The organism is Enterobacter sp. Sphag1F, from assembly GCF_014193275.1.
GTDB lineage: Bacteria > Pseudomonadota > Gammaproteobacteria > Enterobacterales > Enterobacteriaceae > Pantoea > Pantoea symbiotica.
Window position 1 is genome coordinate 326,215 of sequence record NZ_JACHZD010000004.1, and the last position, 14,407, is coordinate 340,621.

Genomic DNA, 14,407 nt, shown 5'->3' on the forward strand with positions numbered 1-14,407 from the left:
TAGTTTGATTGACAGACACAACATCACTCACTAACGGAGCAAAAATATGAGCACTTTCAAGACTAAAGACGGCGTGAACCTTTACTTCAAAGATTGGGGCAAGGGCCAACCGGTGCTGTTTAGCCACGGCTGGCCGCTGGATGCCGATATGTGGGATAGCCAACTCAATTTCCTGGCTGAGCGCGGCTACCGCGTGATTGCCTTTGACCGCCGCGGCTTTGGCCGTTCTGAACAGCCGTGGGAAGGCTACGATTACGATACCTTTGCCGATGATATTCATGGCCTGATTGAGCATCTGCAATTAGACGACGTGACGCTGGTGGGCTTCTCAATGGGTGGCGGCGATGTGACGCGCTATATCGGCCGCTACGGCACGGCGAAAGTGAAAGGATTAGTGTTGCTGGGCGCGGTAACCCCGATATTCGGCAAGACTGCCGATCATCCAGAAGGCGTAGAGCAGGCCGCGTTTGATGGCATTAAAGAGGGTTTGCGTAAAGACCGCGCGCAATTTATCAAAGAGTTCGCCACGCCGTTCTATGGCATCAACGCCGGGCAAACCGTTTCTGATGGCGTGCTGACGCAGACGTTGAACATCGCGCTGCTGGCGTCGCTGAAAGGCACGATTGATTGTGTCACGGCCTTCTCTGAGACCGATTTCCGCGCGGATATCGCTAAAGTTGATGTGCCGACGTTGGTGATTCATGGCAGCAACGACCAGATCGTGCCGTTTGAAGCCACCGGTAAGTTGGCGCATGAGATGATTGAAGGGTCGGAGCTGAAGGTTTATGAGAACGGTCCGCATGGATTTGCGGTGACGCATCAGGATCAGCTGAATGCGGATTTGTTGGCGTTTTTGCAGAAGTAGAAGTCGTTAGCGGTCGCCATTAATGGCGACCAAATGCGCAATATGTGAAACGGTCGCCATGAATGGCGACCCTACGGTGCGTATTAATCAATCTGCCAGCAAATGCCCATACATGGTCATCAATCTGCGCGTCACGCCGTTGGTCCAGCCGAAGCCGTCCTGCAGCGGATATTCACCACCGCCACCCGGACGGGCACGATCGCCGCTGATGTCATACTTCTCCACCAGCTTATGATGCAGTGAGTAGAAATTGTTCACCGTATTCAGCCAGTTAACGGCAATTTCTGTCGCCAGCGTCTCTTCACCGTAGTGATTCAAACCGACAACCGCCATCCACTGTAGCGGCGCCCATGCATTGGGTTTATCCCACTGCTCGCCGCTCTCCACCATCGAGGTCAGCAAACCGCCTTGCGTCAACAACAGATGACGCAGCGCAACGGCCTGCAAGTGCGCCTGCTCGGGTGAGGCGAGACCAAGGAACAGCGGAACCACTGCTGCGGCGGTAAAGGCGCCAAAGCGCTCGCGGCGCCAGTCGTAATCGCGGTAAACACCGGCGGTGTTGTCCCACAGATAGCGGTGAATCGCCTGCTTACGCGCATCGGCTTTTTTCTGCCACGCCAGCGCCGTTAGCTCTTCGCCTTTGGCATGGGACAGCGTCGAAATCATCAGCTCCAGCTTGTAGAGGAACGCGTTGAGATCGATCGGAATAAATTGCGTGGTGCGAATACTCGCCAGACGCTGCGGATCGCGCAGCCAGCGTGAGGAGTAATCCCAGCCCGATGCGGCTCCGGCACGCAGATCGCGATACACCTCATTCGCCGGACGACCTGATTTCTTCGCGGTTTCAATATCTTCCAGCCACGATTCATCGCGCGGCGTGTCGCGATCGTCCCAGTAACGGTTGAGCAGCGAACCATCTGGCATGCGCACCACGTGGCGATAGGCCTGATGCGGCATCAGCTCGCCCGCGCCATCCATCCAGAACTGATACTCTTTCATCAACTGATCAAGATAGCGTTTCGCCCCGCGAATGCCATCCTCTTCAAACAGTTCAACCATCAGCGCAAACACCGGTGGCTGCGAGCGGCTGAGGTAGTAAGTCCGGTTGCCGTTCGGCACGTGACCGTAGTTATCAATCAGCCAGGCGAAGTTATCCGCCATGTGACGCAGCAAATCATCGCGACCGGCATCGGCCAGACCGAGCATGCTGAAGTAGGAGTCCCAGTAATAGGTTTCTCCAAATCGACCGCCGGGAACCACATAAGGTTTCGGCAACGGCAGCAGCGATGAGTGCGCTAAATGTTGCTGCGGCATTTTGGTTAACACCGGCCACAGATCGTCAATGTGTTCAGTTAAAGTTTTATCCGGATTGGAAACATAAAAACTCTCATTCACCTGAGGAGAATAAAAATGTTCATGCACGAATGCTTCCAGATCAAAATCCGCTGCGCGTTTACGACGACGAAAACGAATTAAAATATCCAGCGGATCGAATTTTGGTGCGCAGTCCGGGAACGTTTTGCTGTCGGCAAATATGTGCGATGTCTGCACCTGCTCAAACAGCTCCATGTAGCGATCGGCAGGCGTCAGCGCATCCGGCGCGGGCAGACCTTCAATCAGCTCGGGTTCCGGCTCCGAATCCTGCATACCTTCGCGAACGAACTCATGAGGATTATATTGATACTCCAGTTCAGCATCAGCGCGTCGATCCTCGAAAGCGTTATATTGCTGTTGGTTAGTATTAATAGCAGCCTCCTGGTAAATTCTTGAATGCGTAAAGAACAAATTATAGAGCTCTGAACGGGCGAAACAACAATGCGATTTATCTATGAACGTAATAAATCATGTCGATGGATCCGGTGTTTTTATGATTTTTCAGCGATTACAACGGACTATATTTCAGGAAATGAAAGCGGCGTTTAGGATGGATGTTTAAATAGGTACGCAGAATTATCTGTATTTAAGAAAATCGCTAAAATTTGCGTGAAAAAGCATGGGATGGCTTGATCAATTGATGGCAAACGCAGCGGTGATTGACCAGGTCGGCATAAATGCCAACCTGGTTAACCTTACTTCTGTAACGCCGCCTTAATCACTTCCGCATACGGCGTGGTCGCACGGCCAATCAGTTTGCTCAGCGTATGGCTATCATCGAACAATCCGCCTTTTTCGGCACCGGCATCTGAATCCGCCAGCATCTCGGACAAGCCATCCGGCAAACCGGCACCTTTCAGCGCGGCGGCAAATTCGGCCTGTGGCAGGTTGATGTAATCCACTTGCTCGCCCGACTGTTTGGCAATCTCGGCGCTGAACTGCGCCAGCGTGTAGCTGTCATCGCCAGCCAGCTCATACACTTTGCCAGCCTGGTCGTCACGGCTGATCACTTCGGCCGCCGCCGCCGCATAATCAGCGCGCGCCGCCGAGGCGATGCGACCTTCACCCACCGCACCAATAAAGGCATGATGCGCCAGCGCTGGTGCAATACTCGCCGCGTAGTTTTCGGTGTACCAGCCGTTACGCAGCAGCGCGAACGGAATGCCGGAGGCTTTCAGCTGTGCTTCAGTCGCACGATGCTCAACGCCTAAACCCAACGGTGAAGTGTCGGCATGCAGCAAGCTGGTGTAGGCGATAAAGCCGACGCCGGCGGCTTTTGCCGCCTCGATCACTGCCTTGTGCTGCGCTTCACGCTGGCCGACTTCACTGGATGAGATCAGCAGCAGCTTATCGACGCCAGCAAAGGCGCTCTGCAGCGTTTCCGGTTTGCTGTAATCCGCCGCACGCAGCGTCACGCCCAATGCTTGCAGATCGGCCGCTTTCTCCGGCGAACGCACCGCGGCAATGATGTCGCTAGCTGGCACTTTTTTCAGTAACTCGTTAATCACCAAACGGCCCAGTTGGCCTGTGGCACCTGTAATCGCAATCATGTTGTTCTCCTTTTGAACTGGTATGAAAACAGCCTAAGCGATAAACTAACTTTTAGTAAGTACTTACAGATTTGTTAGTTTGAGATGGGTGAGTTAAATGTCTGAAAAGATGAGTGAAAAATTTACACGTGGTGAGTTGCTTAACGTGAACTGCCCGTCGCGCGAAGTGCTGAAACGCATTACCAGCCGCTGGAGCGTACTGATTTTACTGGCGCTGCGCGAAGAAACTCTGCGCTTTAGCGAGCTGCGTCGCAAGATTGGCGGCGTCAGCGAACGCATGCTGGCGCAGACGCTGCGCTATATGGAAGAGGATGGTTTTGTTGAGCGCATTGCCTATGAAGTGGTGCCGCCGCACGTCGAGTATCGTTTGACGTCGTTAGGCCGCGAAGTGGAAGGGCAGGTGACAGGGCTGGCGGATTGGCTGGAGAGCAATGTGCATCGGATATTGAAGGCGCATTAAGGTGGTCGCCATTTATGGCGACCACAGCAATCACGCGCGCAAATACTTCTCAAACCAACCCAACGTGCGGCTCCAGGCTAATTCGGCGGCGGCTTTGTCGTAACGCGGCGTCGAATCATTATGGAAGCCATGATTCACGCCCGGATAAACATAGCCTTCGTAGACTTTGTGATTGGCCTTCAACGCCTCTTCATAGGCTGGCCAACCTTCGTTGATGCCTTTATCCAGCGCGGCGTAGTGCAACAACAGCGGCGCTTTGATGCGCGGCACATCTTCGTCTTTAGACTGGCGGCCATAAAACGGCACCGCACAGGCCAAATCGGGGAACGCGACTGCAGCCGCATTGGCGACGCCGCCGCCGTAGCAGAAGCCGGTGATGCCCACTTTGCCGGTGCCTTCCTCGTGGTGCATCAGGAAATCAATCGCGGCGAAGAAGTCATTCATCAACTTAGTCGGATCGACTTTAGCCTGCATCGTTTTGCCTTCATCATCATTGCCCGGATAACCGCCCAGCGAGCTCAGGCCATCCGGTGCCAGCGCGATATAACCGGCTTTCGCTACGCGTCTCGCCACATCCTCGATATACGGATTAAGGCCACGATTCTCGTGCACCACCACCACCGCAGGCACTTTGCCGGTTGCATTGGCTGGACGCACCAGATAGCCGCGCACTTCGCCGTGACCTTGCGGTGATGGATAGTGAATGTACTCCGGTTTGATCGCCGGATCGGTAAATTCCACCTGCTGCGCCAGCGCATAATTGGGGCTCATCGCGCTCAATAATGTCGCGCCCGCCATGCCCGCAACGGTGAATTTCGCCGCCATCGAGATAAATTCGCGTTTGCTGATTTTGCCGTGGGCGTAGTAATCGTAAAGCTCGAGCAGTTCCTGAGGGAAATCCTGTGCAGTAAGACGGGCCATAACCTCTCCTTCGCTGTTTAACTGGTTGATTACTGCTCTAAAAAAGCACAGCTTGTCGCCGCTGGCAAATGCCATGCCGCAGCAGGTTAACGTCACCACGTTTACATCACGTCACCAATAAGCAGCAGGAATTACGCTTTTCGTTTTAAATTAATTATCTTTTAATTAACAATCCTGATCATCCCGATCTGTCCGGAAATATTTACATGCTCTAATGAGGAGCAGTAAATAACGCCTTTTTTCTGCGCACTAAAAAATAAATAAATGAAGTGGTTACCTGATAAGCACAGCGGGAATAAACGTAAAATAATAACAATATTGTCACAATGAGTGAGGGTGATTAACCTTAACATAGTGATTTTAAAGTATTAGTTTCTGCTGAAAACAATGATCGAAATCAAAAAACACTGTTATAGTTTTACCGACTTCCCCTGTATCTTTTCGTTCGCACCACTTCCTTTTACATTGGCGCGACATTTCTTTAAGCACGGCGAAATAACCGCTGCGCTCTGCTTGTTAATTATAAGTAAAAATTCGGTGTAATTTGTGGCAATGAGGTAAGCAATGTTTGGATTAGACGCCTTTCATCTGGCCAGGATTCAGTTCGCATTTACTGTTTCCTTCCATATTATCTTTCCAGCCATCACCATCGGTCTCGCCAGTTTCCTGGCGGTGCTTGAAGGGATGTGGCTGAAAACCCGTAACGAGACCTATCGCGATCTCTACCATTTCTGGTCGAAAGCTTTTGCCGTTAACTTCGGCATGGGCGTGGTATCCGGATTGGTGATGGCGTACCAGTTCGGCACTAACTGGAGTGGTTTCTCACAGTTTGCTGGCAGTATTACCGGCCCGCTGCTCACCTATGAAGTGTTAACCGCGTTCTTCCTTGAAGCGGGCTTCCTTGGCGTGATGCTGTTCGGCTGGAACCGCGTCGGTCCAGGCTTGCACTTCTTCGCAACCTGCATGGTCGCGCTCGGCACCATCTTCTCCACCTTCTGGATTCTGGCGTCAAACAGCTGGATGCATACGCCGCAGGGCTACATCATCCAGAATGGCATCGTGGTGCCGGAAGATTGGCTGAAAATCATCTTCAACCCTTCGTTCCCTTATCGCTTGTTCCACATGTCGGTGGGTGCTTTCCTCGCCAGCGCCTTCTTTGTCGGCGCGTCGGGCGCATGGCATTTGCTGCGCGGTAACGACAATCCAGCGATTCGTAAGATGTTCTCGATGGCGCTGTGGATGGCGCTGATAGTGGCACCGATTCAGGCAATGATCGGTGATGCGCACGGCCTGAACACCCTTGAACATCAGCCAGCGAAAATCGCGGCAATTGAAGGACACTGGGAAAACAAGCCGGGTGAAGCCTCGCCGCTGATTCTATTCGGTGTGCCGGATATGGAGCAGGAGCGCACCAAGTACGCGCTGGAAATCCCATACCTTGGCAGCCTGATTCTCACGCACAGCCTGGAGAAGCAGATTCCTGCGCTGAAGAGCTTCCCGAAAGAGGATCGCCCGAACTCGACCATCATCTTCTGGTCATTCCGCGTGATGGTGGCGCTAGGCCTGCTGATGATTACGCTCGGCGTGGTTTCTTTGTGGCTGCGTTTCAAAGGCCGTTTGTATCACTCGCGTCCGTTCCTGTGGTTCACACTGCTGATGGGGCCATCGGGTCTGATCGCCATTCTGGCCGGCTGGTTTACTACCGAAATTGGACGTCAGCCTTGGGTGGTTTATGGCGTGCAGCGCACCATTGATGCGGTCTCCGCGCATGGCGATATGCACATGAGCATCAGCCTGCTGGCGTTCATTCTGGTCTACTCGTCGGTGTTTGGTGTCGGTTACCTCTACATGATGCGTCTGATCAAAGAGGGTCCGGTGACCGGCGAAGGTAAAGAGGTTGATCACGGTGGTCCGGGTCAGCATCACACGCCAGCGCGTCCGTTGTCGGCGGCCAAAACCCATAGCGAAAAGAGTGGGGAGCACTAACATGATCGACTTTTCAATTATCTGGTTTGCCATCATCGTGTTTGGCACCTTGATGTACATCGTGATGGATGGCTTCGATCTCGGCATTGGCTTGCTGTTGCCGTTTAACAAAGATCCCATCGAACGCGACATGATGGTTAACACCGTTGCCCCGGTTTGGGATGGCAACGAAACCTGGCTGGTGCTGGGCGGCGCGGCGCTGTACGGCGCGTTCCCGCTGGCATATTCGGTGCTGCTGGATGCGCTGTCGATTCCGCTGACGGCAATGCTGATTGGCCTGATCTTCCGTGGTGTCGCTTTTGAGTTCCGCTTTAAAGCTACGGTAGAACACCGTCCGTTCTGGGATAAGTCGTTTATTGCCGGTTCACTGCTGGCCACCTTCAGTCAGGGCGTGGCGGTTGGCGCTATCCTGAATGGTTTCCCGGTGGTTGGCCGTGAATATGCGGGTTCAGCGATGAGCTGGTTAGCGCCGTTCCCGCTGTTCTGCGGCGTTGGTCTGGTGATTGCCTATGCGCTGCTGGGTTGTACCTGGCTGATCATGAAAACCGAACACGACCTGCACCGTAAGATGTCTGCGCTGGCGACACCGCTGACGCTGACGCTGCTGCTGGTGGTGGGCATTATCAGTATCTGGACGCCGCTGACGCATGCGGATATCGCGCAGCGCTGGTTCTCGCGTCCGAACCTGTTCTGGTTCCTGCCGGTTCCGGTGCTGGTGGTGCTGTGTTCGTGGGGGATTGTGCGTGCTATCAAGCGTGAAGCGCATTACTCGCCGTTCATCCTGACGCTGGCGCTGATTTTCCTTGGCTTCTCCGGCCTTGGCATCAGCATCTGGCCGAACATCATTCCACCGTCAATCACCATCTGGCAGGCGGCGTCTCCGGCGAGCAGCCAGGCGTTTATGCTGGTGGGCGGCTTGCTGATTATTCCGGTCATTCTGGGTTACACCTTCTGGAGTTACTACGTGTTCCGCGGAAAAATCAAAGCCGACGAAGGATACCATTGATATGAAAACCGAGGTCAGCAACATGAAAACTCACTCTGAAACTAAGATTCCGTGGTGGAAGCAGTTGATGTGGCTGGTGGTCATTTACGGCGCAAGCGTGCTGGCACTCGGTGTGGTGGCATCACTGTTTCGTATTATGATGACGGCAGCGGGCATGCGTTCGCATTGAGTTCCGGCATTAACAGAACTCGCTGATATCACCGTAGGGTCGCCATTCATGGCGACCTTTTTTATTACCACCCTCAAAAAACGTTAGTAACCTAAGCAATTAATGCTTTTCCCGCTTCGGTGCGTTTACTCTTCCTTACGTTAGTAATACGTTTTTGTTATATTTATGTGACGAATAACGCAAATTCATTACGTTAACCACCTCATTCGACCATCAAAATCATGCTCAGCCTGAATGTAAAAAAACAGTACATCAACGATCTGGTGGACTGGATAGAAGCGAACCTGACCGACGAGCTCAACATCGATCTGATTACCCTGAAATCCGGTTACTCCAAATGGCACATGCAGCGCATGTTCAAAGAGATGACCGGGCAAACGCTGGCGTCCTACACGCGCAAACGTCGTCTGACCATGGCTGCGATGGCGCTGCGTTTGACCAGCATGCCGCTGATCGATATTGCGGTGCGCTTTGGCTTTGATAATCAGCAGAATTTTACCCGCGTGTTTAAAAGTCACTTCTCAATGACGCCGGGTGCCTATCGCCGCATTCCGGAGATGCTGATGAAGGATTTCCACAGCCGCATCTCCACGCAGCGCGAGTGGGTCAATGCGCGTCTGGCGCAGAAGCCGGAGATTCAGCTGTGTGGTGAAGTGATTGAGTGGGAATGTCGCTTCGGGGAGTACATCGATCACCACAACCATGTGGTGGCGCAGCACACGCGCGACTTCATCGCTTTTGCTGGTCAGCACGTGAATCGCGGCTGGCTGGGCTTCCAGTTCAGTCCAGGCGTACATTCTGCCGATCAGCAGCACATCAGCCTGTTCCAGGCGCTGGAAAGTCAGTACGCCGATGTACTGCCGCGCAACGTGCAGAACTGGACCGGAGAAAGTGGTTTGTATGCGGAGATTGACTGGCACGGTGCGCCGGAAGAGATCAACGCGTTCACCGCGGAGATTTACTACAACCACCTGCCAGCGCTGGGCGTAGCACGCCGTGCGGGCAAAGATTTGCTCAAGCTGGATCTGAAATACAGCACGCCCGATCTGCTGCAAGGCACCTTCTATATTCCGGTGGCGGATAAGTAATGCATAATTCGTGCGGTAAACCGTGACAAACCGCACGATTTTATAAACTCACTGACGTAATCGGCGTAAAATTCTTCATCGAAACCTGATTGGCCGCGTAAATCACCAGCCGCCACACATCAGGCTGGATAATCACCTGCATTTCTGGTCCATTCCGGGCCGCTATAGTGAACAGACAAAAAAATTATGCGACTTCTACCGTTGTTCCTCATGACAGCGCTTGTAGCGTTTTCTTCGCTGGCAAGTGCACAGATGGCTGAGCCTTTTTCACCGCCGGGCGGACTGCATCCGCATCAACCTCATTGCGCGCAGCATGAAATTCTCGGCGACAATGTGCTGCCGAAACATAGCCAGGATGATGGCAGTTTCGTTACCTGCGGCAATCACCAGGCTTAATCTCGTCCCGCCACAAAATTCCCATCTGCTGCATCCTTTATGAAGGTCGTCATAAATGACGCCCCTACATTCGCCGTAGGGTCGCCATTTATGGCGACCTTTGTGATTGCGTGTACCATTCTGGCGACCAAACACCCAGATAGCATTTTTCGGCATTGCATCGAAGATATATCATAACTATTCTCTCCCCATCAGATGAGAATGACTTTCACTATCTTTTAGGGAGACACCACTTGCAAACTACCCCTTCCGAACGCGCGCCACGCCGCGTGCGCAATGAACTGCGTTTCCGCCATATCACCGTGGTCAGCAAGACACTGATTGCCGGAGAATTCTGGCGCATTGTTTTCAACGGCAGCGATCTGGCCGGCTTCAACTCGCCATCGTTTGACGATCACATCAAAGTGTTCTTCCCGGAACATGCTGGTGCCGAACTGGCGCTGCCGCAAATCACCGATGAAGGCATCGTTTGGCCGAATGGCGTGCGTCCTGCCGCGCGTGATTACACGCCGCTGGAATTTAACGGCGTCGATTCTCTGACCATCGATTTCTACATCCACGATGGCGGCGTTGCCAGCAGCTGGGCAAACCAAGCCAAAGTGGGCGATCAAATTGCGATGGGCGGCCCGCGCGGTTCGTTGGTGATACCAACGGATTATTCCTGCCAGATTTACGTCTGCGATGAGACCGGTTTGCCGGCCTTTAAACGTCGTTACAGCGAAATCCAGGCGCAGGACATTCACCTGCTGGCCTATGCCGATGAAGCCACCGGCCGCGATTATCTCGGTGATTTGCCGAATGTGCAGGTGAGCTGGTTGGGAAGCGGCAGCATGCAGGCCGATAACCTGGCACCGATAACGGCACAGCTGGATCAGATTGCGCTGCCCGCCACTGAATACTTCATCTGGCTGACCGGCGAGGGCGAAGCGGTGAAATTGCTGAGCGATTACTTCACCCAGGGACGCGGTGCAGATACCGATTTCGTGCGCGCCGTAGCTTATTGGCATCAGAAATAACGCAAACGCCGCGCGCGCTGCCGCCTGTGTTGAATTTTGCCAGGTGGCAGACTACTATCAACCTCCCTTAATTAGCGCTCAGGAAGGCAATGAAACAGCAGCGGGATTTTCCATGGCAGTCCGATCACGCACAGCGTACCGTCTGTGCAGGCGCACGTAAGAAGCGTCGGGAGCGGATGCTGGATGCCAGCGATATCCGCCTGTTAATGTTGCACTTTCTGGCCAACAGTTCTGCGCACGGTTATGAGCTGATCAAATCGGTTGAAGAGCTCTCCAAAGGGGAATATTCCCCGAGTCCCGGCATTATTTATCCCAACCTGACGCTGCTCGAAGAGATGGATGCGATTCGCGTGGTCGATGCGCAGGCATCACGAAAAGCCTATGCGCTGAACGAGAGCGGCGTGGCGCTGCTGGCGGAGAATCGTGACAATGTGGATGCGATTATCGAGCGCTTAACCTCGCTGGCGATTCTGGTGAATAACCGCAGCATTCCGCAGGTTGAGCAGGCGATTCATCTGATCAAACACACGCTGAATCATCGTCTGGCGCAGGAAGATATTTCGGATGAGGCGCTGGAGATTGTGATCAACGCGTTGCACGAAGCGGCGGAAAAAATCGCCAAAAGTTAGCAGGACGAACGTAGGGTCGCCATTCATGGCGACCGTCCAGAAAACCGCACCAACCCCAAATCAACTCTTCTTCTTATCCACATGCCCCAACGCGCGGTCCGGCCAGCAAATATCGCGCACGCGCTGCTTCAGCGCGGCCGCATCCGGGAATCCGCCTTCCTGCTTACGCTCCCAAATCACCTGACCATCAATGGTAATCTCAAACACGCCGCCGGTTCCCGGCTTCAGCGTCACTGCACTTAAATCCTCGGCAAACGTATGCAGCAGCTCCTGCGCCATCCAGGCGGAACGCAGCAGCCAGTTACATTGCGTGCAGTAATGAATGGTAATCGCTGGTTTTTGTGACATAACGTGTCTCGTTTAGATAATGAAGTTAACAAAATGTGCGGTCCAAGATACATCTTAGCTTACTGCTAGTTGATAATGATTACCACTTGCATTACATTCCTGTCGACATCATTTATTACATAAAATAAGTCCATATTTTTTTACGGTCTTTTAACCAAAGCCCGTACTTTCAGGCAGCAAGCAAGTGAGCGAATACTAACAATTAACCAGGTATTTCGCGCATGTCTTCACTCTTTCAGGGAACGGCCCAGCAACGTCTTTTCAAAGTTGCCATCTTATCTTCAGCCATACATGCCGCTTGCAGCTTTGCCGCCAGCGACAGCACCAGCAATGAACCGGTACTCACCGTCACCGCGCCAAAACAACAGGCCGGCAATAAAACCACCATCACGGCACAAGAGCTGCAAAAACGCGGTGCGAATGATTTCGGCTCGATCATGCGTTATGAGCCGCTGATCAGCGCCACCGGTTCGAGTGGTGGATCCTCGGCCGGCAAAAGCGGTTTCGACCGCGCGGGCTATACCGGTTACAACATTCGTGGTCTGGAGAGTAACCGCGTCGGCATGGATATCGACGGCATTCCGATTCCCGATGCCACCGGACGTCCTTACGTCAGCCGCACCGGCAACAACACCTTTGGTATTGGCCGCGATTACATCGATCCCTACATGTTCGGCAGCGTTGATATCGAGAAGGGCGCCACGGCGGTGGATCAGCCGAATACCTCGATTGGCGGTAACGTCTCGTTCCATAACAAAAGCGCCGACGATTACCTTAGCAGCGACAAAAATACTTACTTCGGTTATCAGAGCGGTTACGACTCATCGAATCGTAGCTGGCACAACGGCATCACCGCCGCCGCCGGCGATGATGAGTTACGCGGCCTGTTTGTTTACAGTCGTCGCGATGGTCAGGAAACCGAGAACAACAGCGGCGTGCTAGATGCTTATCCGGCCAACTGGCACTCTGACGCCTTTATGACCTCCGGAATCTGGCAGCCGAACGATCAGCACAAGCTGAGCGCTACTTTCGATTACTATCACAAAACCAATCACAGCCATTACGATACCTGGGACACCAGCGGCAACACCGTTTGGGGCACCGCGCAGCAGCAGAGTGATACGCGCCGCTGGGGCATCAATCTGGCGGATGAGTGGACGCCGTACAACGACTTTATCGATACGCTGACCACGCGCCTTTACTGGCAGCAAACGCAGGCGCACGACAATACGTATCTGCCAACCAGCGCCAGCCAGTACGGCTTTGTTTACTCTGATTTCAACGTCGATACCTATGGCTTCGACACGCGCGGCACCAAAACGCTTGGCCGCCATGAGCTGAGTGCCGGTGTCAACGCGCGCCTGGATAACAGCGAGCGTCCGTTCCGTCAGGAGCCAACGCCGAGTACTTTCAGCGCCATCACGCAGCCGCAGTCTGACAGCCGCACCTTCGCGGTGGCAGGTTACCTGCAAGATAAGATCAATTTCGATGTTGATAGCCACAACTTCGCGGTTATTCCCGGCGTGCGCGTGATGTATCAAAGCACCAAACCCAAGGATCTGGGCGATCTGACTAACGGCAGCACGGTGCTGACCGAAGAGCAGGTCGATGCGCTGTACGGCAAAACCAACTCCGATACGCAAGTGCTGCCATCGCTGACCTTCCAGTACGACTTAACGCCAGCGCTAACCACCTATCTGCAATATAAACGCGGCGTGCAGTTCCCTACCACCAGCCAGCTGTATGGTTCATGGAACCTTGGCTCCAGCTACGCGGGGAGCGCGCAGTATGCGCTGATTGGTAACACCGATCTGAAAACCGAAACCAGCAACAACTTCGAGTGGGGCCTGAAAGGCCAGGCGACTGAAGGCGTAACGGTCAATACCTCGGTGTTCTACAACCAGTACAAAAACTTCATCGCTTACACCCGCTATCGTCGCTCGGCCAATCCGGAGATGTTCGTCAACGTACCGAGCAACATCTACACCAGCTATCAGGCTGAAAACCGCGATAAGGCCTACATTTATGGTGCTGAGATTTCAACCAAAGTGAATTACGGCACCTGGTTCCCGCAGGTCGATGGCCTGAGCAGCACCTTTGCGCTGGGCTATAACGAAGGTAAATCCAAGTCCAGCTACGCCGGTGACAAGTACATCGATCTCGATAGCGTCGCGCCACTGAAAGCGATTGTGGGTCTGGCGTGGGATGACAAAGCGCGCGGCTACGGCGCAGCGCTGACCGCCACTTTCGTGAAAGGCAAGCAGGCCACGGCGACCAACCGCGAAAGCTACACCAACACCGGCACGGCTATCACTGATTCCACCTCGGAATATATGCGCGTACCGGGTTACGGCATGGTGGATGCGACGGCTTACTGGCAGGCGACGAAAAACGTCAAGCTGAGCGGCGGCATCTACAACATTACCGATCGCAAATACTGGGATTACACCAGCAGCCGCACGCTGACCAGCAGCAATGCCCAGGAACGCAACGACATCAACCTGGCGGTGATGCCAGGCCGCACCTTCCAGTTGGGTGTGAACGTCGATTTCTAATCCCTTTTCGCCCTGCGGCAGCGCAGGGCATTTTCATGGAGCAA

At 53.7% G+C, this 14,407-nt stretch carries 15 protein-coding genes; 10 read left to right on the forward strand and 5 right to left on the reverse strand.

Features of this window, described 5'->3' with window-relative positions; translation table 11 throughout:
* Positions 1 to 46 precede the first annotated feature (46 nt).
* On the forward strand, positions 47 to 865 hold the full coding sequence (locus FHW71_RS15040) for an alpha/beta hydrolase (protein WP_179452175.1): 819 nt from the start codon (positions 47 to 49) through the stop codon (positions 863 to 865).
* Between the two features lie 87 nt (positions 866 to 952).
* Here the strand turns inward: FHW71_RS15040 and treF are convergent, their stop codons facing one another.
* Both treF and FHW71_RS15050 read right to left on the reverse strand, forming a co-directional pair.
* Positions 953 to 2,611: an alpha,alpha-trehalase TreF gene (treF, locus tag FHW71_RS15045; RefSeq protein WP_052026007.1), complete on the reverse strand. Its 1,659-nt coding sequence runs from the start codon at positions 2,609 to 2,611 to the stop codon at positions 953 to 955.
* Positions 2,612 to 2,934: 323 nt separating this feature from the next.
* Positions 2,935 to 3,789, reverse strand: coding sequence for an SDR family oxidoreductase (locus tag FHW71_RS15050; RefSeq protein ID WP_179452176.1), 855 nt, complete (start codon positions 3,787 to 3,789; stop codon positions 2,935 to 2,937).
* 97 nt (positions 3,790 to 3,886) lie between these two features.
* Between FHW71_RS15050 and FHW71_RS15055 the strand changes: the two genes are divergently transcribed.
* Complete coding sequence (locus FHW71_RS15055; protein ID WP_008107191.1) at positions 3,887 to 4,249, forward strand: winged helix-turn-helix transcriptional regulator; 363 nt, start codon at positions 3,887 to 3,889, stop codon at positions 4,247 to 4,249.
* Positions 4,250 to 4,279: 30 nt separating this feature from the next.
* On the opposite strand, the gene yghX is transcribed toward FHW71_RS15055, so the two are convergent.
* The gene (gene yghX, locus FHW71_RS15060) at positions 4,280 to 5,170 is read right to left on the reverse strand and encodes a YghX family hydrolase (RefSeq protein ID WP_179452177.1); all 891 of its coding nucleotides are present in this window, start codon (positions 5,168 to 5,170) and stop codon (positions 4,280 to 4,282) included.
* Positions 5,171 to 5,734: 564 nt separating this feature from the next.
* On the opposite strand from yghX, the gene FHW71_RS15065 reads away from it, so the two are divergent.
* The 4 genes from FHW71_RS15065 (at position 5,735) to FHW71_RS15080 (ending at position 9,419) form a co-directional block, all read left to right on the forward strand.
* Positions 5,735 to 7,156, forward strand: coding sequence for a cytochrome ubiquinol oxidase subunit I (locus FHW71_RS15065; RefSeq protein ID WP_176971509.1), 1,422 nt, complete (start codon positions 5,735 to 5,737; stop codon positions 7,154 to 7,156).
* A 1-nt stretch (position 7,157) separates the two neighbouring features.
* On the forward strand, positions 7,158 to 8,162 hold the full coding sequence (gene cydB / locus FHW71_RS15070; RefSeq protein WP_008107197.1) for a cytochrome d ubiquinol oxidase subunit II: 1,005 nt from the start codon (positions 7,158 to 7,160) through the stop codon (positions 8,160 to 8,162).
* Position 8,163: 1 nt separating this feature from the next.
* Entirely contained in the window at positions 8,164 to 8,331 is a 168-nt protein-coding gene (locus FHW71_RS15075; RefSeq protein WP_179452178.1) for a DUF2474 domain-containing protein, read from the forward strand.
* A 221-nt stretch (positions 8,332 to 8,552) separates the two neighbouring features.
* Positions 8,553 to 9,419: a helix-turn-helix domain-containing protein gene (locus FHW71_RS15080; protein WP_008107201.1), complete on the forward strand. Its 867-nt coding sequence runs from the start codon at positions 8,553 to 8,555 to the stop codon at positions 9,417 to 9,419.
* A gap of 195 nt (positions 9,420 to 9,614) precedes the next feature.
* On the opposite strand, the gene FHW71_RS24145 is transcribed toward FHW71_RS15080, so the two are convergent.
* The gene (locus FHW71_RS24145; protein ID WP_137386906.1) at positions 9,615 to 9,671 is read right to left on the reverse strand and encodes an SEC-C metal-binding domain-containing protein; all 57 of its coding nucleotides are present in this window, start codon (positions 9,669 to 9,671) and stop codon (positions 9,615 to 9,617) included.
* Here FHW71_RS24145 and FHW71_RS15090 point away from each other — a divergent pair, their 5' ends adjacent.
* From FHW71_RS15090 to FHW71_RS15100, 3 genes are all read left to right on the forward strand, one after another.
* The gene (locus FHW71_RS15090; protein ID WP_162129952.1) at positions 9,672 to 9,815 is read left to right on the forward strand and encodes a hypothetical protein; all 144 of its coding nucleotides are present in this window, start codon (positions 9,672 to 9,674) and stop codon (positions 9,813 to 9,815) included.
* Positions 9,816 to 10,048: 233 nt separating this feature from the next.
* Positions 10,049 to 10,831 (forward strand): siderophore-interacting protein, encoded by a 783-nt coding sequence (locus FHW71_RS15095; protein WP_179452179.1) that lies wholly within the window; start codon positions 10,049 to 10,051, stop codon positions 10,829 to 10,831.
* 89 nt (positions 10,832 to 10,920) lie between these two features.
* Complete coding sequence (locus tag FHW71_RS15100; protein ID WP_061720252.1) at positions 10,921 to 11,460, forward strand: PadR family transcriptional regulator; 540 nt, start codon at positions 10,921 to 10,923, stop codon at positions 11,458 to 11,460.
* 60 nt (positions 11,461 to 11,520) lie between these two features.
* Here the strand turns inward: FHW71_RS15100 and FHW71_RS15105 are convergent, their stop codons facing one another.
* Positions 11,521 to 11,808 carry a SelT/SelW/SelH family protein gene (locus FHW71_RS15105; protein WP_154192485.1) on the reverse strand — a complete coding sequence of 96 codons (288 nt, stop codon included), beginning with the start codon at positions 11,806 to 11,808 and terminating at the stop codon, positions 11,521 to 11,523.
* Positions 11,809 to 12,029: 221 nt separating this feature from the next.
* Between FHW71_RS15105 and FHW71_RS15110 the strand changes: the two genes are divergently transcribed.
* A complete protein-coding gene (locus FHW71_RS15110) occupies positions 12,030 to 14,363 on the forward strand; it encodes a TonB-dependent receptor (protein WP_179452180.1) in 2,334 nt (777 codons plus the stop codon).
* The last annotated feature ends 44 nt before the right edge of the window (positions 14,364 to 14,407 follow it).